Annotated in this window: 24 protein-coding genes; 12 read left to right on the plus strand and 12 right to left on the minus strand. The window is 37.7% G+C overall.

All coding sequences use genetic code 11. The features are described 5' to 3' along the window. Nucleotide 1: 1 nt before the first annotated feature. From pstC to MHH87_RS11050, 4 genes are all read right to left on the minus strand, one after another. A complete protein-coding gene (gene pstC, locus MHH87_RS11035; protein ID WP_340749358.1) occupies nt 2-946 on the minus strand; it encodes a phosphate ABC transporter permease subunit PstC in 945 nt (314 codons plus the stop codon). A gap of 155 nt (nt 947-1,101) precedes the next feature. Beyond that, nucleotides 1,102-2,064 carry a PstS family phosphate ABC transporter substrate-binding protein gene (locus tag MHH87_RS11040; protein ID WP_340749359.1) on the minus strand — a complete coding sequence of 321 codons (963 nt, stop codon included), beginning with the start codon at nt 2,062-2,064 and terminating at the stop codon, nt 1,102-1,104. A gap of 348 nt (nt 2,065-2,412) precedes the next feature. Then, a complete protein-coding gene (locus tag MHH87_RS11045) occupies nt 2,413-2,826 on the minus strand; it encodes a response regulator (protein WP_340749360.1) in 414 nt (137 codons plus the stop codon). Between the two features lie 61 nt (nt 2,827-2,887). Further along, on the minus strand, nt 2,888-5,104 hold the full coding sequence (locus MHH87_RS11050; RefSeq protein ID WP_340749361.1) for a peptidoglycan D,D-transpeptidase FtsI family protein: 2,217 nt from the start codon (nt 5,102-5,104) through the stop codon (nt 2,888-2,890). Between the two features lie 199 nt (nt 5,105-5,303). Here MHH87_RS11050 and crcB (MHH87_RS11055) point away from each other — a divergent pair, with 199 nt between their 5' ends. Next, entirely contained in the window at nt 5,304-5,669 is a 366-nt protein-coding gene (gene crcB, locus MHH87_RS11055; protein WP_340749362.1) for a fluoride efflux transporter CrcB, read from the plus strand. Beyond that, complete coding sequence (gene crcB / locus MHH87_RS11060) at nt 5,666-6,007, plus strand: fluoride efflux transporter CrcB (RefSeq protein ID WP_340749363.1); 342 nt, start codon at nt 5,666-5,668, stop codon at nt 6,005-6,007. The genes crcB (MHH87_RS11055) and crcB (MHH87_RS11060) overlap by 4 nt, the downstream gene beginning before the upstream one ends. Before the next feature lie 53 nt (nt 6,008-6,060). Here the strand turns inward: crcB (MHH87_RS11060) and MHH87_RS11065 are convergent, their stop codons facing one another. After that, a complete protein-coding gene (locus tag MHH87_RS11065) occupies nt 6,061-6,666 on the minus strand; it encodes a superoxide dismutase (protein ID WP_340749364.1) in 606 nt (201 codons plus the stop codon). Between the two features lie 219 nt (nt 6,667-6,885). Next, complete coding sequence (locus MHH87_RS11070; protein ID WP_340749365.1) at nt 6,886-7,365, minus strand: DUF456 domain-containing protein; 480 nt, start codon at nt 7,363-7,365, stop codon at nt 6,886-6,888. Nucleotides 7,366-7,569: 204 nt separating this feature from the next. Between MHH87_RS11070 and MHH87_RS11075 the strand changes: the two genes are divergently transcribed. The 4 genes from MHH87_RS11075 (at nt 7,570) to MHH87_RS11090 (ending at nt 10,389) form a co-directional block, all read left to right on the plus strand. Next, nucleotides 7,570-8,079 (plus strand): DUF1189 family protein, encoded by a 510-nt coding sequence (locus tag MHH87_RS11075; protein WP_340749366.1) that lies wholly within the window; start codon nt 7,570-7,572, stop codon nt 8,077-8,079. A gap of 45 nt (nt 8,080-8,124) precedes the next feature. Next, the gene (locus MHH87_RS11080; protein WP_340749367.1) at nt 8,125-8,460 is read left to right on the plus strand and encodes a hypothetical protein; all 336 of its coding nucleotides are present in this window, start codon (nt 8,125-8,127) and stop codon (nt 8,458-8,460) included. A 222-nt stretch (nt 8,461-8,682) separates the two neighbouring features. Beyond that, complete coding sequence (gene ispG, locus MHH87_RS11085; protein WP_340749368.1) at nt 8,683-9,798, plus strand: flavodoxin-dependent (E)-4-hydroxy-3-methylbut-2-enyl-diphosphate synthase; 1,116 nt, start codon at nt 8,683-8,685, stop codon at nt 9,796-9,798. A gap of 12 nt (nt 9,799-9,810) precedes the next feature. Then, nucleotides 9,811-10,389, plus strand: a complete 579-nt coding sequence (locus MHH87_RS11090; RefSeq protein WP_340749369.1) for a 5' nucleotidase, NT5C type — start codon at nt 9,811-9,813, stop codon at nt 10,387-10,389. 180 nt (nt 10,390-10,569) lie between these two features. On the opposite strand, the gene MHH87_RS11095 is transcribed toward MHH87_RS11090, so the two are convergent. After that, nucleotides 10,570-10,698, minus strand: coding sequence for a hypothetical protein (locus MHH87_RS11095; protein ID WP_340749370.1), 129 nt, complete (start codon nt 10,696-10,698; stop codon nt 10,570-10,572). Nucleotides 10,699-11,183: 485 nt separating this feature from the next. Between MHH87_RS11095 and MHH87_RS11100 the strand changes: the two genes are divergently transcribed. Then, nucleotides 11,184-11,687, plus strand: coding sequence for a 23S rRNA methyltransferase (locus MHH87_RS11100; RefSeq protein ID WP_340749371.1), 504 nt, complete (start codon nt 11,184-11,186; stop codon nt 11,685-11,687). Between the two features lie 218 nt (nt 11,688-11,905). Here MHH87_RS11100 and MHH87_RS11105 read toward each other — a convergent pair whose 3' ends face one another. Continuing rightward, the gene (locus MHH87_RS11105; protein WP_340749372.1) at nt 11,906-12,271 is read right to left on the minus strand and encodes a DUF1878 family protein; all 366 of its coding nucleotides are present in this window, start codon (nt 12,269-12,271) and stop codon (nt 11,906-11,908) included. 190 nt (nt 12,272-12,461) lie between these two features. Between MHH87_RS11105 and MHH87_RS11110 the strand changes: the two genes are divergently transcribed. The 3 genes from MHH87_RS11110 (at nt 12,462) to MHH87_RS11120 (ending at nt 16,056) form a co-directional block, all read left to right on the plus strand. Continuing rightward, entirely contained in the window at nt 12,462-12,860 is a 399-nt protein-coding gene (locus MHH87_RS11110; RefSeq protein WP_340749373.1) for a hypothetical protein, read from the plus strand. 314 nt (nt 12,861-13,174) lie between these two features. Next, nucleotides 13,175-13,624 carry a helix-turn-helix transcriptional regulator gene (locus MHH87_RS11115; RefSeq protein ID WP_340749374.1) on the plus strand — a complete coding sequence of 150 codons (450 nt, stop codon included), beginning with the start codon at nt 13,175-13,177 and terminating at the stop codon, nt 13,622-13,624. Nucleotides 13,625-13,884: 260 nt separating this feature from the next. Continuing rightward, the gene (locus MHH87_RS11120; RefSeq protein WP_340749375.1) at nt 13,885-16,056 is read left to right on the plus strand and encodes an EAL domain-containing protein; all 2,172 of its coding nucleotides are present in this window, start codon (nt 13,885-13,887) and stop codon (nt 16,054-16,056) included. Between the two features lie 102 nt (nt 16,057-16,158). Here the strand turns inward: MHH87_RS11120 and MHH87_RS11125 are convergent, their stop codons facing one another. After that, nucleotides 16,159-16,806, minus strand: a complete 648-nt coding sequence (locus MHH87_RS11125; RefSeq protein ID WP_340749376.1) for an alpha/beta hydrolase — start codon at nt 16,804-16,806, stop codon at nt 16,159-16,161. A gap of 14 nt (nt 16,807-16,820) precedes the next feature. Further along, nucleotides 16,821-17,387: a DNA helicase gene (locus tag MHH87_RS11130; RefSeq protein ID WP_340749377.1), complete on the minus strand. Its 567-nt coding sequence runs from the start codon at nt 17,385-17,387 to the stop codon at nt 16,821-16,823. A 216-nt stretch (nt 17,388-17,603) separates the two neighbouring features. Between MHH87_RS11130 and MHH87_RS11135 the strand changes: the two genes are divergently transcribed. Beyond that, complete coding sequence (locus MHH87_RS11135) at nt 17,604-18,326, plus strand: TspO/MBR family protein (RefSeq protein ID WP_340749378.1); 723 nt, start codon at nt 17,604-17,606, stop codon at nt 18,324-18,326. Between the two features lie 41 nt (nt 18,327-18,367). On the opposite strand, the gene MHH87_RS11140 is transcribed toward MHH87_RS11135, so the two are convergent. Beyond that, on the minus strand, nt 18,368-19,075 hold the full coding sequence (locus MHH87_RS11140) for an O-linked GlcNAc transferase (RefSeq protein WP_340749379.1): 708 nt from the start codon (nt 19,073-19,075) through the stop codon (nt 18,368-18,370). 190 nt (nt 19,076-19,265) lie between these two features. After that, complete coding sequence (locus tag MHH87_RS11145; protein ID WP_340749380.1) at nt 19,266-19,592, minus strand: heme oxygenase; 327 nt, start codon at nt 19,590-19,592, stop codon at nt 19,266-19,268. Nucleotides 19,593-20,066: 474 nt separating this feature from the next. Here MHH87_RS11145 and MHH87_RS11150 point away from each other — a divergent pair, with 474 nt between their 5' ends. Continuing rightward, the gene (locus tag MHH87_RS11150; protein WP_340749381.1) at nt 20,067-21,518 is read left to right on the plus strand and encodes a bifunctional metallophosphatase/5'-nucleotidase; all 1,452 of its coding nucleotides are present in this window, start codon (nt 20,067-20,069) and stop codon (nt 21,516-21,518) included. The last annotated feature ends 80 nt before the right edge of the window (nt 21,519-21,598 follow it).

Consider the following 21,598-nt stretch of genomic DNA (forward strand, 5'->3'; position numbering starts at 1 on the left):
GCTAGTACTCCTCTCGGAAGCGTTTTGAAATATATTGCGCGAGTAAGTTCATCGCTAATGTAAACATAAATAAGGTAAATCCAACTGCATAAATTGAGTAGTAAATTGTTGTACCATAACCAGCATCACCTGTTGTTACTTGAACAATATACGCTGTCATCGTTTGAATGGAGTCCGTAACTCCGAATTCAAAGCGAGGTGTTGACCCACCAGCAAGCGATACGATCATCGTTTCACCAATTGCCCGGGAAATTGCTAATACGACGGATGCGATAATGCCTGATAAAGCGGCTGGTAGTACTACTTTAATAGAGACTTCCAATTTTGTAGCTCCTAATGCAAGCGCGCCTTCACGAATGGATCTTGGTACCGAGCCCATTGCGTCCTCAGACATCGACGCGATCATAGGTAAAATCATAATCCCGACAACAATCCCAGGGCTGAGCGCATTAAATATTTTTAAACCAGGAACAATTTGTTGAAGCAGTGGCGTAACGAATGTTAAAGCAAAGAATCCATAAACAATCGTCGGTACACCAGCTAAAACTTCAAGAATAGGCTTTACTGTTCGACGTACTTTTTCTGACGCATATTCACTTAAGTACACAGCGGCACCAAGCCCAAATGGAACGGAAACTATAATAGCAATAAACGTAACTTTAAATGTTCCTATAATGAGTGGTAAAATGCCGTATAACGGTTCGTTCCCGGAGAAAGGTAACCATTCTGTACCGAATAAATAATCTGTTAATGAGACACGTTGGAAAAATTCAAACGTTTCAAAAATAAGTGTAAACACAATCCCAAAAGTCGTTAGTACCGAAATCGCTGCCGCTAAAAACAACCCTAGCGGTATAAGCTTTTCAACTACTTTCTTTCCTTTGCGATTACGAGACTTCGTTATCATCTCTTGAATGGTTTGTTGTGGTTGTATTTTAGAAGTCATTATGAAAACTCCTTTCTATATCTATTAGAAAGACACATATCGCCCCGAAATAGGACGATATGATTTCTTTTCTTATGCGGATATCCTAAAATTCTACTTTCCTATCCGCTAAGAAAATGTGTGGGACAACTCTATCCCACACTTATTTCCCTTGATTATTTTAAGCCTTCTAATGTTGTTAAACCGGCTGAGTACTTTTCTTCTGGTAAGCTAACATACCCTACTGCTTCTGCCATATCGCCGCTATTTTCTAGTGAAAATTTAATAAAGTCATATACTGCTTCATTTTCAGCAAGTGCTGTGTTTTTCACATAAACGAATAGTGGACGTGATAGTGGTGAATATTCACCTGATTCAATTGTTTCGTTTGTAGGTTCTACACCATCTACAGTAACAACTTGCAATTTGTCTGCATTTTCAAGGTAGTATGCATAACCGAAGAACGCAATTGCATTTACATCTGCCGTAACCCCTTGTACTAATACGTTATCATCTTCTGATAATGTTGCAGTTTTTACTAAGTCTTCTCCGTCTAAAATTACTTCATCAAAGTAATCAAAAGTACCTGAGTCAGCGCCTGGTGAGTAGAATACGATTTCTTCGGCTGGCCAAGATGGATCAATATCAGACCATTTTTTTGTTGTACCATTTTCAACCCAAATTTGTTTTAATTGGTCTACAGTTAAGTTTTTTGCCCATGTATTTTCTGGGTGAACGACTACTGATAAACCGTCGTATGCAAGTTCAAATTCTGTATAGTCAATGCCAGCTGCTTCTAGTTGCGCTTTCTCGTCATCTTTAATTGGACGAGATGCATTTGAGAAGTCTGTTTCGCCGTTAATGAATTTTTCAAAGCCGCCACCTGTACCAGATACGCCAACAGATACTCGAACATCCTTTTGTACAGCTGCATATTCTTCAACTAATGCTTCTGTAATTGGCGCTACTGTTGATGAACCATCGCCGACTACATCACCAGTTAATTGCGCTGTGCCAGCTTCAGCTTGTTCGTTGTTGTCAGTTGATGTTGTTGCTTCGTCATCTGAGTTACCACATGCACCTAAAAATAATGCCGATCCTAGTACTGCTGTCATAGATAAGTACTGCCACTTTTTCATTGTTATTCCTCCGTCAAATTCGAATTAAGTTTTCTTACATTCCCTACTATAGAGATAGTTTGTTGAGAACATATAAACCAATTGTAAAGGGTCTGTAAACCATTGTTCAAAATTGTAAAGAACAAAAGCGCTAAAGCGCCTGCTTAGCCCGACAAGTTGCTTGCGAGTCCGAAGTGAAGGCGCTCCCTTTGCCTTCGCCCGAGGGATCGAAGCGACCTCGAGGGGCTGGCGCTTTAGCCTAGACGTTGCATTTACTTTTTTTAAAAGTTGTCCACATGGCGAAAATTTTTTATTTTCTTAACAAGAACAAAAAACGATGCAAGGAGAACCCCTGCATCGTCTTGTAAGCTATTGAACTTTCTTTACTTCTAAAATGTTAGCAAGCATCACTTGATGACTTGTCACGATTGCCGCCTGCTTTTTCGTTTTAGGTGTTGTCACATCCAGCACGATTGTTTTCGCATCTTTACTATGTATGTACCTAGTAAATGCCGCATTATAAAGCGTTTCACCATTTTCCAACTTAATCGTTGCACGCTTTGCCTCTAGTAAATCTCTCATAAATGGATACTTCTTTACATTACGTTTCCGCACCGCTAGCACTAGCCTCGGCTCCAGAAACAAAATAACGAGCTCAAACAGTACCACATACAATATCGTCGTTGAAATAATGATCACGCTTGAGGCATCCGTCATGGACAAGGCAAGCGCATTGCTAATTGCACCTAAGAAAATAACCCCGTGAAATAATTTTTTTCTCATTCTAAAAAATTCCTTTCTCTAAAAAAAATCCCGTAGCCAACACTACGGGATTTTAGATCAATTATTCATTAATTGTTTCTACAGCTTCGTCCTCATTCAGTTTTTTCTCTGTCGTAGGAGAAATCATCGTTTGTTGTACTGAACTTGTTGACACACCTTCATCAGCATATTTCTTTTGTAAATCGAAATAAACGTCCAGAATTTCACGTGCAATATGGTTCGCTTGCGATCTATACTGTTCAAAGTTCGTTGTTGCCCATGGAATCATTACCGCGTACGCTACTTCTGGATTTTCAAATGGTGCAAATCCTACGTGTACGAGGTTTAAAGTATTTGTACCGTATTTATCCTTCTGTGGTCCGTAGTAAACTACTTGGGCAGTACCCGTTTTACCAGCTCCGGTATATGGTGCATTTCTAAATGCAGAACCTGCAGAACCTTGTGAACCAAAGTAAACACGGCGAAGCCCTTCTTTCACATGGTCAATTTCCTCTGTTGAATTTGAAATACGATTTAAAATCGTTGGTGTCACCTCTTGTACGAGTGAACCTATTGTTTCCCCGTCTGTAGAAGGGTTACGAATTTCTTTCAGCATACGGGGCTGAATGCGGTAACCACCGTTTGCAATTGTAGAAATATATTGTGCTAACTGCATCGTTGAATACGTATCAAACTGTCCAATTGCTAAATTGAGGATTTTACCATTATTATCAAGAATCCCCTGGTATCCGGTAGCTTCACCAGGTAAATCGATTCCGGTTGGCACCCCTAAACCAAATTGTGCGTAACCATTACGCATAATTTGTAATGTATCGTCCTTAATTTTAAATGGCATATTATAGTAATACGTTTGGCCTGCAATCGCCATCGCAGTTTTAAACATATAGACGTTAGATGATCGTTCTAGTGCTGTTAAATCATTCAATTGAATACGGCCAGAACGGTTAAAAATAGAACTTTTTGGCACTGTACCCGCAAGTTTAACGGGCTCATCGACAAATGATTGACCTGGAGTAATTGCCCCTGCTGAGTAGCCTGTTAATAAGGTTGCTGCCTTAACTGTAGATCCAGCTTCATAAGCAGTCGTAAATGTTCCGTAAGAATAATCTACAATATAACGCTTGCCGGTCTCCTCATCATATTCAATCTTCTTACCAACTACAGATAATAATTCACCAGTATTTGGATTCATCATGACATAAAAAGCACGGTCTAGTAGACTTGAACTCCCCATTGATTTTAGTTCAAGCAGTTTCTCCTCGACTATTCGCTCTGCTTCTTTTTGCAGCTCAATATCAATAGTGGAAACTAAGTCTTTGCCTGGCTCCCCGTCATAAGTTGTGAGCGTCTCAACAACTTGACCTTGTTTATTTGTTAAGTTTTTAACAACGGATTTTTCACCTTGTAAAATTTCCTCATACTGCGCTTCAAAATAACTTTCGCCGACGCGATCATTACGTGAATAGTCTCGCGCTAAATAATAGTTTAGCTTTGCCTTCGGTACCCCTTTACTCGGCACGGTAGTACGACCTAAAATCGCGAGTGGTGATAAACGTACACGCTTCCAATCGGTCGTCGTGTTAACCCCTGCTAAATCAGCTAGGCGTTCGGATACACGGGCAAATTCCTCATCCGTTACATTCTCACTTTTTATTATTTGTGGAGATAAATTATAACCGGATGTCATCTCACGATAGATTGCTAGTACTTCAATATCAAAATCTGTTAACTGCGCCAGCTCTTCTTCTGTAATGCGCTCACGCACTCGGCGATCCAGCTCTGCATTGACCGTGCTTTCTTCCATTTCCTCATCTGTTGCACGAAATTCTTTCATTTCATCTTCTGTTACTTTATCGTAAGCAGCTTCTTTATTTTTCATAATCCAGAAATCGAGCTTATCACGATGTGTCACTCGTTTTGTTGGTTGATCAATTAACTGTGCTAGCTGCTCTGCAATTATTAGCATGTCTTCCGTTTTCGTCGCTTGCATTTTCGTATATGTAATCGCATTTTCTGGTTGATTATCTACTAGTACACGACCATATCTGTCAAAAATTCGTCCTCGCGGCACACTCGTATTCACACGAACCTCTTCAGTTCGCTCAAGTGCACGTACATAATCTTCACCTTTAACAATTTGTAAATAACCTAAACGGAAAATTAACAATGAAAATAGCACAAAAATAGTGAAGAAAAGGACATTCATTCGAAATGTTAAACTTGATCGTTGCTTCGATTTTACATTAGATGCACGATTTTGTGGTGATACTTTTCGCATTCGAAACTCCCCTTTCTTACAAAAACTAATTGTTTCATATAATTAAATCAATACCTTTTAGTATAGCACTCTGTAGGCTTTGAAAAAAGACTCATCTGCTATGAACTTCACTTTTTAGACGGCAATTATTAATAAAGGTTTCATTTTTTATAAAGTTAGCGGAAAATAGTATTTATTATTATGGATTGGGGTGAGTCATTTGAATATTTTCGCCGTCGGGATTGGCGGCGCACTCGGAGCAATGCTACGTTATGTTGTGAGCGAAGTTATACCATTTAACGGCGGATTTCCGATTGCTACATTAATCGTCAATCTACTTGGCAGCTTCTTACTTGCCTTAATAGTAACAAAATCTTCTCTTGTGAAAAATGCACACTTAAAACTCGCCATGACAACAGGCTTTTTAGGAGCCTTTACAACATTTTCAACCTTTAGCTTCGAAACGTTTATACTTATTGAGAACGAAGCATATTTTACCGCTGTTTGTTATGTAGGGATATCTTTAATTGGTGGCATTGCTCTTAGCTTTTTCGGCTTTTGGTGCGGAAAAGGTGAGCAGGTATGATATATGTAGCGATTGGAGGCTTCTTCGGTGCGATTGCTCGTTTCCTAGTAGGTGGCTGGATAACAAATTGCACGAGCAGCACCTTTCCTGTGGGAACATTGTTCATCAATGTTGTCGGGTCATTTTTATTAGGGATTTGCTTTAGCTTAAACCCGTTGGAATCCGTTGTCTTATTATGTGCAATTGGATTTTTAGGCGCCTTTACAACATTTTCGACTTTTTGTTATGAGATTGTAAAGCTGTGGCACGATAAAAAAAGAACTGTGGCATTAGTTTATGTTGCACTGTCATTTATTATTGGAATTAGTGCAGCCGTCCTTGGATTTCAACTAAACTAAAAAGCGGTGCTAAGTGGTTGTCCCACTGTAGCACCGCTTTATTTATATTTAAATTATTTTGCGTCTTGGAATTTAGCTTCTACTACGTCCCAGTTCACTACGTTCCAGAAAGCGCCGATATAGTCTGGACGACGGTTTTGGTAGTTTAAGTAGTATGCGTGCTCCCAAACATCTAAGCCTAGGATAGGCGTTTTGCCTTCCATAACAGGAGAGTCTTGGTTTGGAGTTGAAGTAATTGCTACGCCGTCACCGTCAATGATTAACCAAGCCCAACCTGAACCGAAGCGAGTAGTTGCCGCTGCAGCGAAAGCTTCTTTGAAAGCTTCGAAAGAACCGAATTTAGCTTCGATAGCTGCTGCTACTTCGCCAACTGGAGTGTTAGAACCGCCTGGAGCGATTACTTCCCAGAATAATGAGTGGTTAGCGTGACCGCCACCATTGTTGCGTACAGCTGTTTGTTTGTCAGCTGGTAAAGCGTCGATAGCAGCGATTAACTCGTTGATGTCTTTGCCTTCGAATTCAGTACCTGCGATTGCAGCGTTTAAATTTGTTACATACGTATTGTGGTGTTTAGAGTGGTGAATCTCCATTGTTGTTGCATCGATATGTGGTGCTAATGCGTCATAAGCATAAGTTAATTGTGGTAATTCATAAGCCATTGTAAATTTCCTCCCTGGAACTAATTTAATGTTGATTACAATACTAGGTTATCAAAATACTAGCTTTCATTCAATGAAAAAAATCCATTAAAGGATATTTCAGTCTTTTGACGGAAGTCTTAGATTTCTCTAACTAAGCTGAGCATTAAACTCACTTGTAATCTTTCCCAATATCAGTGTACGCCAAACATTTTCCGCTATCAACTAATATGCCTTCAATTAAATAGCAAATACAAAAATCACGAGCATTACTACTTGAATAATTCCCTTTGTGACAACGGATGTTAAAAACCCGATAACAGAGCCAATACCGATTTTAATCGCCTGCTGTATAGACGTTCGAGTAATTATTAATTCTCCGATAACTGCACCTAGAAATGGGCCGACTAAAATCCCAAAAATCGGAATGACGAACGGACCCACTAATAATCCAATTGTACTACCCCACATGCCCGCCTTTGAACCGCCGAACTTCTTCACGCCAACTAAGTTTGCTATAGTATCTGCAGCAAATAATAATACAACAAATAATAGTTCAATTAACCAGAACCACCATGGTAGCTCACTAAAACTATAAAAAAGGCCATACGCAATAAAGCCGCCTAGTATAAATAGCACGGACGGAATGATCGGATAAATAAGACCAATAAATGCGATGATAAACAATGCAATAATGACAATCCAAGCTATACTATCCAACGTGTCACTTCCTTTCAAAACTACTTAGTTATACGGAAACGTTTCTTAAAAGTTTCAAATTCAAAAAAACGTTCATTTCTCTAGCATCCAAGTTCATGTTAAAATACTGCTTAGAAAGACACATCTCGCCTTAAAATGAGATGATGTCCTTTATTATGTGGTTGAAAAAGTTATATTTAATTAACCACTAAAGGAGCATTACATATGAAAATTTCTCACATGCAATTATTAGTTGATAGTTTAATCCATCCAAAAAAGCTTGCCGCTTACCGCATTATGTCGATCGGCAAGGTTATTCAGTATGTTTTCTTACTGATCCTACTCGTGACGGCATTTTCGCTTGGTCAATTTATCACAACAGGTGCACAGGAAGTATTTAATTATGAAGAGATTGAACAATATGCTACCGACTTAAAATGGCTTGTGTATCCAATTGCCGCAGTGTTGTTATTCGTTATGAATTCACTCATTATGTTCGCTAAAATTAGCTTTTATGCTTTTGCTTGTTCATTTTTACTAAAGCCGATGAATCGTCGCGGTGAGTATCGTCAAATTTGGCGTACTACTGCCTTTGCCATTACATGGGCAACTTTATTATCCATTGTATTTGCTATTTTCCCTGTATCTAGTAAATTTATTACAATTGTGAGTATTTTTATTACAATGATGATCGTAATTGTTGCACTAACAAAATATCCTTTACTAAAACGGTGAATGATTCCCTTCTCTTTTCATATAGTGAAAAAAGGGGGGATTTTTTTGCGCTTTCTAGTAACTGCTGCCGTACTTATTTTGATTGGTATAGTTATCAAATTTGATTTACAGCAAGGGACTGTCCCGCTTACGTCGTTTTATCAAGATACCGTACCCTGTGTGGAGCAGGAGAGTTACCAGTCTATTTCGGTTCGCGTAACAGAGGGTGACACAATTTATAGTCTATTCGCAGCTACCCCTTCCCCAATAGCAATGCCATTTCCTGAGCGTCTTGCCAGATTTTACGAACTAAATCCACATCTACAGCTACAATCCCTTGTCGCAGGAGAACTCATTCTGCTTCCAATTCATGCGAGAACGAGCGAAATCTGTTCGAAATGAATTGTTAATGTTTCATCCTTGTTCTTACTTTCCTACACTGATAAAATAAGTCTCAGTGACGGCTTACATAAGAATAGCCAAATACGCTCGCTTCTCCCCATTTCGGCAAAATCGTCGCGATCATGCGGCACTGCCGAAATGGGGAGAGCGCATTTGACTAAACATGGACTAAAAAATAAATTTCTTAGTCCATGATAAGAGCCCGAAAAGGAGAGAATTTTCATGAGTGAGATTATTCACCGTTCAAAAACACGTCCTGTACGTGTAGGTAACTTAACAATTGGTGGTAGTAACGAATTATTTATTCAAAGTATGTGTACTACTAAAACACATGACGTAGAAGCAACAGTAGCAGAGATTCTACGTTTAGAGGAAGCGGGCTGTCAATTAGTACGTGTGGCCGTTCCAGATGAGCGCGCAGCAGATGCTATCGCAGAAATTAAAAAACGTATTAATATTCCATTAGTTGCTGATATTCACTTTGACTATAAACTAGCATTAAAAGCTATTGAAAATGGTATTGATAAAGTACGTATTAACCCTGGTAATATCGGACGCCGCGAAAAGGTAGAAGCCGTTGTAAATGCTGCCAAGGCTAAAAATATTCCAATTCGTATCGGTGTAAACGCTGGATCATTAGAACGTCATATTCTTGAAAAGTACGGCTACCCTACTGCTGACGGTATGGTTGAGTCTGCTCTTCATCATATAAAAATTTTAGAAGACCTTGATTTCCACGACATTATCGTGTCAATGAAGGCTTCTGATGTTAACTTAGCAATTGAAGCGTATGAGAAAGCATCAAAAGCATTTGACTACCCGCTTCATTTAGGGATTACAGAGTCAGGTACATTATTTGCAGGTACTGTGAAATCTGCAGCTGGTCTTGGTGCGATTCTTTCTAAAGGCATCGGTAATACATTACGTATTTCACTTTCGGCTGACCCAGTCGAAGAAATTAAAGTAGCACGTGAATTACTTAAATCATTCGGCTTAGCATCAAATATGGCAACACTTATTTCTTGCCCAACTTGTGGCCGTATTGAAATTGACTTAATTTCAATTGCTAACGAAGTAGAAGAATATATTTCTACACTTAAAGTACCTTTAAAAGTAGCTGTACTAGGCTGTGCTGTAAATGGCCCTGGTGAGGCACGTGAGGCGGATATCGGCATTGCCGGTGCACGTGGTGAAGGTTTGCTATTCATGAAGGGGAAAACAGTTCGTAAAGTACCTGAGGCGACAATGGTAGAGGAACTGAAAAAAGAAATTGACAAGCTTGCTGCCGAAATGGAAGAAAAGATTGCCGCAGAGGAAGCAGCAAACGCATCGAAATAAGGAGAATTACCTATGACGAAAAAATTAAAGCCGCGCTTTGGGATTGATATTGACGGGACAGTCACTTGCCCGGCGACTTTAATTCCTCATATAAATAATCAATACAATGTCAATATAACAATTGCGGATATTACAGAATATGACTTTTTAAGCGGTTTCCCTCACCCTGTAGACCGCAATGAATTTAATCAGTGGTTTAAAGCGAATGAACCTATGATGTATGAAGTAAGTGAACTTGCTCAAGATGCAAAAAAAATCTTAGTAGATTGGCAAAATTCCTATGAGCTGTTTTATATTTCAGCACGTGGTGAAAACGTATTTGATGTTACGCAAAATTGGTTTAAGAAGCATTCGTTGCCATTTGACCATATTGAGTTAATCGGCAGTCATGACAAAATTAGTGTGGCAAAAAAACATGCAGTAGAAGTGTTTTTTGAGGATAAACATGATAATGCGGTGATGATAGCTGAAGAATTAAGTATTCCAGTTATATTGTTTGACACGCCGTATAACCAAATGCCTGCCCCAACTAATGTCATACGCGTTAATAACTGGATTGAGGCAAATGACTGGATTCGTAAAAACTATTAGTCCTATTAGAAAGACACATCTCGCCCAATATAGGGCGAGATGCTGTCCTTTCTTATCTACTAAAAATTGAAGGACTGTTTGAAAGTGTAAATTCACTTTCAAACAGTCCTTTTCTATTAAAGTTCAATGGCGTCATGGGCATACGAATCATCATCTTGCTGTCCAACTGCTTCAATACCATTAAATATCTAAAATCCCTCTTGACCAACGATCTACAAAACTTTCGAACGTAATGCCATATCGATCATACACTTGATGATAGACAAAATAAACACCCAATTTGTCTAACATTTCATCATCAATTTTCATCTTACCAGTCCCTCCGCATAAAATTGTTAACGATGTCGGCGAGTGCTTTCCGTTGCAACTTGTAATGCTGTAGACTATACAATATCCACGTAAAATCCCCTTTATTACACTGTTTAGGATTATTAATAATATTTTAGTAAGGGTTTTTACCAGATCATATGCTTTACTTTAAAAGAAAGTGTACTACTTTATTAGCACATAGAACAGAAGGCGGCGACTCCTGCGGGAAAGCGTGAGCCTTGAGACCCCGCACGTAGCGAAGCGGAGGAGGAGGCTCAAGCCACGCCCGCGGAAAGCGTCCGCCTGGAGTGGAATGTGCTGACTAGTACAGATTTTGGTATAGAGCCTTTAGTAATATACTATTTTTTTAGTGACTCCACATATTGTGACAAAATTTTCACATTCAATTTGTAAAACAGCATGTTTGAGGTTGTACATTTTAGTAAGATGAATAATGACTAAGTAGAATAATTGGAGGTAGAGTAATGCGGCATATACAGGCATTTTTAATGCTCATGTTAGTAACAATTATTTTGACAGGCTGCGGGGAAACGTTTGAGGAGTTAAAGGACGCAGCATATGGTATTAATTCAAAGGCAGATGAGGCAGCATCAGCATTGTCAATGGATGTACACTCCATTCGAACGACCGAAATTCAATTCAACAACCAAACATTCACAATTAATGACTTATATAAAACCATTTTACGTGACGTTCAGTGGCATTATGAAAAAATAGATGAAGTTGACACGTTAACAGTGACGGGTACATGGAAAAATAATGGACTATTCAGTGCCTATAAATTTGATGAAGACATAAAAAAGCAACTACTTGAACATGGAGAAATCACAGTATTTTTAACATTCCCTAACGGAAAATTGAGTGAAGAGGATGCGGTAATTTCGATGCACCTGAACGATGAAACAGTTGTTCAAGATATAGGAACAACGGCTTTACATGCTTTATATGATGTGTATTTAAACCTTTAGGAGTAGTAATTAGGGCTCTAATTTAATTATTGGAATTGTTTGAATGCTAAAGTAGATTTTTAAGCAAGCATACAATCATTCAACACGACGTTGGTCATGGTGGCAATACCGCATGGAGGCGGTGTTTTTGCCAGCCAGCCGCTATGTAAGGAGCGATAGTAATGATTTTGCATTCATATTATCTCACTCAAAATATCCATAATGAAATTTAATAAAGCCTAATAGTTAAAATGGTCTGCTAGTCGCTTAGACATGCCGAAGCTACCGTCAATCCCCTTTAGCCATGCTTTCGCAAATTGGTCGTAGCTAAACACTCTTACCTCATGCCCTAATGCTTCCTTGAATTCTTCTAAAAATTCATGGTGTAAAACAGGTTGCCCTATTTCTAATTGATGCACATATTTTTTTGTAATATCTAGCAGATTTTGAAATTGATTTCTAGATAAATCATGTGAAATAATTTCATCAAATAAACTATTTTCCTCATAGCTTCGCGTTAATTGCTGCAGTAAAGATTTATGAAATTCTAATTTTTCAATTCGTTGTTCAAGCAATTGTAATTTTTCAAGTAATTCTATTGTCATTTTACTTCCCCCAATTCTATACAAAAAATAATAATAATTCTAACTCCATTATAAACAACGTCTATGCACAATCAATGCATTATTATTTTGTTCCCATTTACGACAAATAATTTGAAATTTCTACCACATTAATTTTATACTTATTAAATAATTGAAACAAGCAAACATTTATCAACAGGGAGGAATTACTATGTCACTATTTTGTATGAAACATACGTACGGGATTCATGAGATCTCAGATGTTAAAAAGCATAAAACAAACATTGAACTGCGCACGTCAACGAACGAAGTATTACATATTATTATTATTACCGATGAAAATTACACGGTATATGATGATCGCTTTGCTGGTGCTTCTAAGCAACTGAGCTCGGTGGAGGCTTTTGATATTAATAGCAGCTTCCGTAATAATGATTTTGATCATATGCGTGAATTGTTTACGAATGCGTTTACTGAATTGTTAGAAAAATTAGCTACATATGTTGGCAAAGAGACAATCTTAGATTTAGATAGCATTCGTCATGATATTAGTGATAGCCATAAAGGTATTTATTTTAAAGTCATCTCGGATACGAAAATGTATGAATAGTTTAATAGAATTCCAATTAAAGCTTTTTGGAGGCTATGTTACATAACACTGTAGTTTTTAAGAACTAAAAAGTGCTACACAAGTAACGGTAGGTGGTTTAAATAAAGTACAATCAATAAAGAAACAATAGTGACAACCACAACGAAACAAGTTAAAGAGGCTGTTGAGTAAGTATACTTCTATACTTATTCAACGCCTTTTTTATGGTTAACTCAAATAGTGTGACGTCAGCTTTATTCTCGCATTTTATTGCTTTTTCATTTAAAGTGGAACTTATACAATTAGAGTAAATTTACACGAAAAGGTGAGGTAAAATGGACCGAGATTTTGCAATTGATATTGTATCTGAAAAGTTGAAGCTTATTCGGACTGAAAATGACTACACACAGGATAAAATGGCAGAAGTAATCGGAATTTCTAAAAAAACTCTTGTGCAAATCGAAAAAGGACGCATTTCCGCTGGTTGGACAACTTCTGTAGCGGTTTGCGCTTTGTTCCGTGAAAGTTCCATTTTGCAAAATGCATTTGGCGGTGATCCATTAGAAGTCATTGAATTAACGGCTCACGATGTCATTAGTAGACCAAAGGAGAAAACACTCGGAGGCTATATCTGGTGGCGTGATGTCAAGATAGGGAACGGCTATCGCTTACAACAAAATATTTTAAGTCAACATTTTCGTATATTAGATGAAGATAACTATCGCCTTTATAGCTCATTCGAGGAACAAATTATATTAAAAAAATGGCAGACTATCGTTAACTAAATATATCCCATTTATTCGAAAGACAAAACTCGCCCAAAATAGAGCGAGTTAATGTCCTTTCTTATGTGGAGGAGAAAGTTATATTTTCTTATCCACTTAAAAACAGTTACGAATTACATCGTATATTTAATGATTTACACCAAAAGTCGAAATATATTTGTATTTTTTAGAATATTTCGTGTGTTACCAGCAGGAAGTTTGATATACTTTTATAGAAAATCTTACATTTAGGGGGAATTTTTCTGTTAATCAATCATACAATGCCCCTATCAAAGGAACAGTTATTTTCATGGTTAAAAAATGTAGGTGAACAGTATAGTACGGGTGTCGTTATTATTGACCCTTCCGAAGCATGTTTACCGATCGTTTACTACAATGCAGCTTTTACTAATCTATGTGGTTATACAGAACAACAATTAATTGGTAAAAGCTTATCAGTACTAAATGGAATTAAAACCGATTCTGAGATAGAGACCGAACTAAATTATCATCTTCAACAAGCAATATCAAATCAGTTTACTATTTTACAATACGCATGTGACGGAACAGCTTATTGGAATTTCATGACGTTACATCCGTTTCGCGATGCAGGGGATACGGTTCAATTTATTTTTCTAACATGTGAAGACGTTACAGAATTAATGCTCAACAAAATGCTCTCTAAGCTAGAAAGAGAAGTGTATATCGAGCTTGACAGAGACGATGAGTTAGAAACAATTTTAAATGTCATTACTGATCAAATAGAAAAACATTATATTCGTGACGCCTATTGTGCAATTCATCTAGTTCAGCCTGACGGGTCGATAAAAGCGGTCGCAACTGGCTCCTTACCTCACTCGATAGTAGAACAATTGCAAACGGTTGAAATGGAGCTACTAGCAGATTGTAGTGGAACGGCAATTGACTTAAAGGAATTTATTGTTGCAGAGGATGTACTTAATGATTGGCGATGTGAAGGATTTCATGACTCTGAACTGAATTCCCATATAGTAACATGCTGGGCTAAGCCAATACTAAATCAACAACAGAAAGTGCTCGGTTCCTTCACCTTGTACTTCAATGAAAAGACGGAGCTAAAACGTACAGACATTGATTTCCTCAATCGTCTAATTCCACTTATTTCCTTGTCGGTTAAGTACGCTGAGCAAAAGCAGCAATTATCGCGATTAGCCTATTATGATGTAGGAACGAATATTCCTAATCAGCATTATTTTAACAATGAATTATCAAAATGGATTGTTGAGGGTCATGAAGGTTTAATTATATTAATTCAACCTGGGGAATATTCTAATATTGTTGAATTATATGGTCGCAAAGCTGGTGATGAGTTACTTAGCCAAATTGTGGAGCGCCTAAATCAGCATTCTGGTAACCATGAGGAATTTATTGCACGATTCACTAATTCAGCCATTATTGTCGCGAGTAAATATAAGCTAACAGAACTGGATACATATGATTTCCGGGTACGCCAATTAACGATTATTCCGTACTTTATTAATGGAAAAGAGTTGTATATTACACTTAAATTAGGGATTGGCTTTTTTAGCGCGGACCTGTCTGCAGAAGATTGTATTCGTCAGGCAGATATAGCACTAACAAAATCTCGTGCGACAAGCGGGACGAAGGTAGTATTTTTTGAAGAAGAAAGTGATGCTAAACTGCAGCAAGAAATGGATATATTGAATCAGTTATCTTATGGGCTTCAGCATAATGAATTTACGATCTATTTACAGCCTAAAATCAATTTTGAAACATCTGAAATTGAAGGATTCGAGGCATTGTCTCGTTGGAACTCACATGTTTTAGGCGCTGTCTCTCCTGCTATTTTTATTTCAGCGGCTGAACAATCTGGGAAAATTAGAGAAATTGATACACTGGTCATCAAAAAGGTGCTAAGTTGGCAGCAACAGCGCCTAATAAAAGGTTTAAAAATAGTACCGATTGCAGTAAATATATCACCTGACCATTTTTATTACGAATCGTTTATTAATGATTTTTTAGCGTTATTGTCCAAATATAATGTGCCAACACAATATATTAAACTTGAAGTAACTGAAAGCATAGAGCTCGTTGATTTTTCTAAAGCGAAGGATATATTATCGACTTTAAAAAGTGCGGGTATTAATAGTTCGATTGATGATTTCGGGGTAGGCTTCTCATCGCTGAGCTATTTACCACAGTTGCCCTTTTCTGAAATTAAAATTGATCGAAGCTTTGTCAATGCAATGGATGATCCCGGTATGCATGCTGTCGTTCAAACAATCGTTCAATTAGCCTCTAATTTACATATGTGTGCTGTAGCAGAAGGTATTGAAACACTTGAGCAGTTTATGATGCTTAAAGCAATGGGCTGCCATACTGGACAAGGCTTCTATTTTTATAAGCCAATGCCACTTGAGGAAGCTACAACACTGTTAGATCTAAAACTATAAACGTTAGAAAGACACATCTCGTCCAAACTAGGGCGAGATGCTGTCCTTACTTATCTACTAAAAAAAGAGCTGACGATTTAGCGCCAGCTTTTATTTTTCATATTAGTTTAAAGTCGTAACCAAGTCCTGCGCGATAAATGCGACTAAATCTCGAAGATTTTCCGGTGTTACCCCATGACCATCCGCATATGTTTTAAACGTCACATCTGTTCCATAATCTGCGAAAAATGTAGCACTAGCTTCCCCCCATGCGAACGGGTACACATAATCATATTCCCCATGTGAAATAAAAATTTTCGAGTTGTCCATTGATTTTTTACTGTACTCAGTAGCAACAAACTCTGGAATATAACCGCTCAGTGCAGCTGTCCCGCGAATGGCATTGCCCATTATTAGTGCAAGAGTTTGCGCGATAACAGCACCTTGGTTAAAACCGACGACATAAATTTTTTCAGCGTCTAGATTAAATTCATGTATCGCCTCTAAAATAAATGCCTCTGTAAATTTTACGACTTTATCAAAAACGTCGCGTTGCGGCTTACCCTCTTCTTCAAATGTATAAAATGCATAGCCCGGCTTATGCTGAATTGGCCCTTGTAAGCTGAAAATATGACATTGTGCTTTAAAATCCCCAACTAATTGTACTAAATCCTGTTCATTGCTTGCTAAGCCGTGTAATAAAAAAATTGCTGGTTGCTTCTCTCCTGTTACTTGCGGTGCTGTACGTTGAAATATATATGGTGAATTCATATGATCTCTCCTCTCTAAACAAGTTCCATTTTATTAACGAACTGATCTGCATAATATGCAATATAGCCATCAATCATTTTTAAAGTTGCTCTCACATCGCCCTCAGCTAACAGTGTCGCTTCTTTTTGCAACGTAACATACGTTAAAAAATCGAAGCGCAACGAATGTTCTACCGATGCATAAGCATAATCATAGATAACAGCATCTTCCGTTACTTTTAATGCCTTGTACTGGCTATGAAACACTTTTTTATAATCGTCCATTTTTTCCGACACAAATTGCCGAATCCGCATTTGCTGTGCTATCAATTCGTTTTCAATATACGAAATTTTCGGTACGGAGCCTGTTCCATACGTATCAGTAAAAACTTTTGTCCATGCCGCCTTGTTTTCCACATAATATGTAATGTTGAGCATTAAGCGGTCATAAAAATCTTCTTGAGAAGTGGACGATTCTTTTTTCATCGTAATATTTTTTTGTATCGTTTGTTCCAGTTGCTTGACATCCGCTTTTGCTGTTAAATGAAAAAATTGTTGCTCAATATATTTTGTAATATTTTTTTGCAGTTGCTCATTTATCATACGTTTCACTTCCTTAAAATCTTCTGTCTTTTGCCCTTTCTATCGTACCATTCATTTTCATTTAAGGCACGAGAGATCCGAACGAAAGCAATTTTTTTTTAAGCGTTGTACATTATTAAGGCTCTATAGTTCCATACAATCTATAAATCCTAAAATGTAAAGTTAACTATTTTACTAGCTCGACTACAATTATAAATAGGAACAGGAGGAGTCAAAATGAGAAATGTGGTGCTGATGGTCATTGCTTATATTGCAATGGTGACCGTGAACATATTGTCAAATACATTGCCAATTAATGGCCAAACGACACAAGAAATTTCCGCTAAACAAGTTGTGTTATTTACACCGGCTGGGTATGTATTTTCGATTTGGGGCCTTATTTATTTCCTGCTAGCAATTTGGCTGATTATCCAATTCTTAAGACGCAATACTAAAGAGGCAACCTCAGATGACATTGCAATTTTATTTATTACAAGCTGTCTATTAAATATTTGTTGGCTATTAACTTGGCATTATGAATATTTCGGGTTGTCAGTCATTGTGATGCTTGGTTTGTTGGCTACATTAATACTATTGTACCAAAGCTATAGTATTGATGATTTTACATTTGGTGGTCGACTACCGTTCTCATTTTATTTAGGATGGATTTCCGTCGCAACCATTGCAAATATTACTTACACACTACAGTACTATAATATTAGCCTCGGAATTGATGAAGTAACAGGCACAATTGGCTTAATTATTCTTGCCGGTATATTGGCGATTACTGTACTGTATGTATCGAATGATATTTTTTTTGCACTAGTGTTTGTATGGGCCCTTATTGGGATAGCTCGTTCAAATAGTGATATCCGCATCGTCACAGCTGCCTATTTAGTTGCAGCGGTCATTTTCATAGCGATTGTTGCGGTTTTACTTATTCGAAAACCGAAAACCTAAATGTGAAATGGTACAGAAGCAAGTTGCTTCTGTACCATTCTTTAATTAAATACATAGTCGCGCATATTTTCAATCGTATTTTCTATTGCACCTTTCAGTGATTTTTGCACTGGTCGGCAGCTCGTTAATGCTTGTTCAAGCGCAATAAGAGCATTTTCTAAAAATGCCTCCTGCTGTAAATCTTTATAGAGCTGCGTTAGCACAAGCCCTTTATTCCAGTGCCAACGAGCATTTTGTGGGTTTAATTCAATTGCACGCTCTAAGTACCCCATCACTTCAAATGGTGACCAACTGAAACGGTGCATTGTTTGTGCAGCATAGCCGTAATAAAGCCCATGATTAGGATTGTATATTACAGCTTGCATGAAACAATGAATACTCTCATCATAATGATGTGCCAGTAAAAATAACTGTCCCTGAACAAAAAGAGACTGTGCCTTGCGTTCATTAGACCCCTCAATTGCATCTATTTCGAGTTGCTTAATTGCTTCTCCGAACTCGGCTTCTCCTTTAATTGCACGAATGGTTTCTACTTCATCTAACTCAGCATATGTTTCGTCTTCACGTTCTTCACTTTGCTTGTGTTCACAAGTTGTATACGTAGGAATCTTTTCGTATTGATATTGCGAGAATAATTCGATAAATCGACATGCAACTTCACCTTGCTGCATATCTTCTTTAAGTTGTGTTGCTAATTTGTAGCAAGCATGAAATTGACCATTATAAAAATATGTTTCCATGTCTGTCATCTGTTGAACTCCCTCTATGTAATTTCATAAAAGTATACACTACAATTTCATGAAATCCTATGTATCTTACACAACTGATGACAGAATTAACAGAATTAAAAAAGCATAAGTAATGATGAGGTTTACCTCTCTACCTATGCTTCACTATCTAGAAAGGTCAAAGCCAGTAAACTGACTTTGTCCTTTAAATTTATTTAGAAATTGAACCTGCAACTTCAGAAATAATAATTTGGGATTTAATTACTGGTGAGTTTGGATCTGGCTCACCTGAACCTTCAGATGGACGCTTGTGAGCTGCTTTAAAGGCATCGCTTGCACGCCAAACTTCAAACACTTCTAATGAATCCCAGTACATAACTACGTTCATTTCGTCATATTCTTCAAATTGAGTTGATACGGTTACCTCTACTTTATGGAAACCTTCAAATTGTTGTAGTGGACCTGGTTGAACGAAAGCTGGAGCCATTTTCATGCCCATGCCTTTTTTTACGTGGATACGGTTCGTAACTGTGATCATGTTAAGCATCTCCTTTAAGGTATGTAATTTAGTCGACAATAACGAGAACGATTATCATCTATGATAATTAAATCACAATGGTGACAAATGTGCTACTAATAAATCTTCTGTTTTTAAGGCTCTAAACCAAAATCTGTACTCGACGGCACATTGCACTCTAGGCGGACGCTTTCCGTTCCATGTGCTTATAAAGTAGTACGCTTTCTTTTAAAGTAAAGCACATGTTTTGGTAAAGACCCGTTTTTGATTTTCTGTTTTTTTAAAAGCTTACGTTGACAACACTGTATTTCCACATCTATAGCCAAAACAATCGTGAATGATTACAATTATTAGCATTGCTTGAACTTGCTACATGCTATGACAACAATAAAAACAAACCTTGTACTATTTGACGTTGCTACGACGGTTCTCCCCTTCTAGCAACGTTTTTTTATATTATACTATTAATACATACATATTAAACGAGGGATCAACATGAAATTTACAATACTAGCAACAAGTGATGTTCACGGGCAGGCGGAGCGATTTTCAAAGCTAGCACATATGATTTGCAGCAAACAGCCTGCCCTCCTTATTGATAACGGAGATTTTCTACAAGGGAGCCATTTAAGTTATTTTTATGAACGGGTAAAGAAGTCCCCTCATCCATTGCTTCAAATGGCCAACGAGCTAAAATATGATGTTGCTGTTTTTGGTAACCATGAATTCAATTATACGCTGAGCGAGATTGAAAAGATGCGTTTGGCGTGTAATTTCCCTTGGATTGCTGGGAATATTGGGGACTTTTCAAAGGCTTACTATATTAAAGAAATAGAAAATATACGTGTTGCTGTTGTCGGCATTGTCACGCATCATGTACCTGTTTGGGATGAAGAAAATCTCACACAAAATTTAACCTTCACAGATGCACTAGAAGCTGCAAAACACTGGGTCCATTATGTACGTGAGCAGGAGCAACCTAATTTAGTCATTCTTTGTTACCACGGTGGATTTGAACGCGATGTGGATACAGGAATCCCCTATGATGAAAATATGGGTGAAAATCAAGGCTATGCGATGCTTCAGGAAATTGACGGCATCGATATTTTCATTACTGGTCATCAGCATTTACAATTTGCCACAAAAGTAGGTACTGTTCCAGTTATACAACCTGGCTCACATGCTCACTGCCTTGCACAAATTGACGTAACAATTGAAAACGGTTGTATTTCCCATGAACCGAGCCTCGTTTTTGTTGATGAAGAAGCAGCTGGGGTGACTTTTTCTGAAGTCGATGCTTGGTTGGATTTGAAAGTCGGATATGTAAATGGAGACATGTCGTTTCATGATTTCATGGAAATACGTCTTGCGGATCATCCATATTTACAGTTTTTACACAATGTACAACTCGAAGCAAGTAACGCTCAGCTATCCGTCACTGAACTGTTTTATCATGATTGTGGTGGTTTCTCTGGTAACGTAACTATCCGCGACATACTAAAAAATTATCCGCGAGCGAACTATTTACAAGTTATAAAGCTTAGTGGAGCAGAAATTCGAGAAGCACTAGAGCAATGCGCTACAGTTTTTGCAATTGATAAAGACAGAGAAATTGCCCTTAGTACGATGGTGTATTATCCGGAGCCTCAACCTTATGTGTATGATTTTTGGGGCGGTATCGAGTATGAACTTAATATTTCAAAAGCTGTTGGAAAGCGTGTGACCAAGCTGTTATACAAAGGTGAACAAATTCTTAATGAAGCAACATTTGAAGTGGTCGTAAATAGCTACCGGGCTACAGGTGCACACGGCTTTCATATGATGAAAAAGCAGGCGATTCGTGAAATACGTATCGATATTCCTGAACTAATGATGCGTTATTTTAAAAAAAATAGCCCTATTCAACTAACAGACATTAAAAATTGGCATGTAATTAAAAATAGCTAATCTATCAACAAAATACATTGGGCTGTCAAATAAGTCAGATTTTGAATGAAACGGAGAAAGTCTTTTTACCATCGCTAAAT

Source organism: Solibacillus sp. FSL H8-0538 (assembly GCF_038003525.1).
In the GTDB taxonomy this organism is placed as follows: Bacteria; Bacillota; Bacilli; order Bacillales_A; family Planococcaceae; genus JBBOPI01.

Excerpts from the sequence above, each read along its gene's own strand:
- pstC (WP_340749358.1), bottom strand. The coding sequence starts at position 946 with ATGACTTCTAAAATACAACCACAACAAACCATTCAAGAGATGATAACG.
- MHH87_RS11040 (WP_340749359.1), bottom strand. The coding sequence starts at position 2,064 with ATGAAAAAGTGGCAGTACTTATCTATGACAGCAGTACTAGGATCGGCA.
- MHH87_RS11045 (WP_340749360.1), bottom strand. The coding sequence starts at position 2,826 with ATGAGAAAAAAATTATTTCACGGGGTTATTTTCTTAGGTGCAATTAGC.
- MHH87_RS11050 (WP_340749361.1), bottom strand. The coding sequence starts at position 5,104 with ATGCGAAAAGTATCACCACAAAATCGTGCATCTAATGTAAAATCGAAG.
- crcB (WP_340749363.1), top strand. The coding sequence starts at position 5,666 with ATGATATATGTAGCGATTGGAGGCTTCTTCGGTGCGATTGCTCGTTTC.
- MHH87_RS11065 (WP_340749364.1), bottom strand. The coding sequence starts at position 6,666 with ATGGCTTATGAATTACCACAATTAACTTATGCTTATGACGCATTAGCA.
- MHH87_RS11075 (WP_340749366.1), top strand. The coding sequence starts at position 7,570 with ATGAAAATTTCTCACATGCAATTATTAGTTGATAGTTTAATCCATCCA.
- ispG (WP_340749368.1), top strand. The coding sequence starts at position 8,683 with ATGAGTGAGATTATTCACCGTTCAAAAACACGTCCTGTACGTGTAGGT.
- MHH87_RS11090 (WP_340749369.1), top strand. The coding sequence starts at position 9,811 with ATGACGAAAAAATTAAAGCCGCGCTTTGGGATTGATATTGACGGGACA.
- MHH87_RS11095 (WP_340749370.1), bottom strand. The coding sequence starts at position 10,698 with ATGAAAATTGATGATGAAATGTTAGACAAATTGGGTGTTTATTTTGTC.
- MHH87_RS11100 (WP_340749371.1), top strand. The coding sequence starts at position 11,184 with ATGCGGCATATACAGGCATTTTTAATGCTCATGTTAGTAACAATTATT.
- MHH87_RS11105 (WP_340749372.1), bottom strand. The coding sequence starts at position 12,271 with ATGACAATAGAATTACTTGAAAAATTACAATTGCTTGAACAACGAATT.
- MHH87_RS11110 (WP_340749373.1), top strand. The coding sequence starts at position 12,462 with ATGTCACTATTTTGTATGAAACATACGTACGGGATTCATGAGATCTCA.
- MHH87_RS11115 (WP_340749374.1), top strand. The coding sequence starts at position 13,175 with ATGGACCGAGATTTTGCAATTGATATTGTATCTGAAAAGTTGAAGCTT.
- MHH87_RS11120 (WP_340749375.1), top strand. The coding sequence starts at position 13,885 with ATGCCCCTATCAAAGGAACAGTTATTTTCATGGTTAAAAAATGTAGGT.
- MHH87_RS11125 (WP_340749376.1), bottom strand. The coding sequence starts at position 16,806 with ATGAATTCACCATATATATTTCAACGTACAGCACCGCAAGTAACAGGA.
- MHH87_RS11130 (WP_340749377.1), bottom strand. The coding sequence starts at position 17,387 with ATGATAAATGAGCAACTGCAAAAAAATATTACAAAATATATTGAGCAA.
- MHH87_RS11135 (WP_340749378.1), top strand. The coding sequence starts at position 17,604 with ATGAGAAATGTGGTGCTGATGGTCATTGCTTATATTGCAATGGTGACC.
- MHH87_RS11140 (WP_340749379.1), bottom strand. The coding sequence starts at position 19,075 with ATGACAGACATGGAAACATATTTTTATAATGGTCAATTTCATGCTTGC.
- MHH87_RS11145 (WP_340749380.1), bottom strand. The coding sequence starts at position 19,592 with ATGATCACAGTTACGAACCGTATCCACGTAAAAAAAGGCATGGGCATG.
- MHH87_RS11150 (WP_340749381.1), top strand. The coding sequence starts at position 20,067 with ATGAAATTTACAATACTAGCAACAAGTGATGTTCACGGGCAGGCGGAG.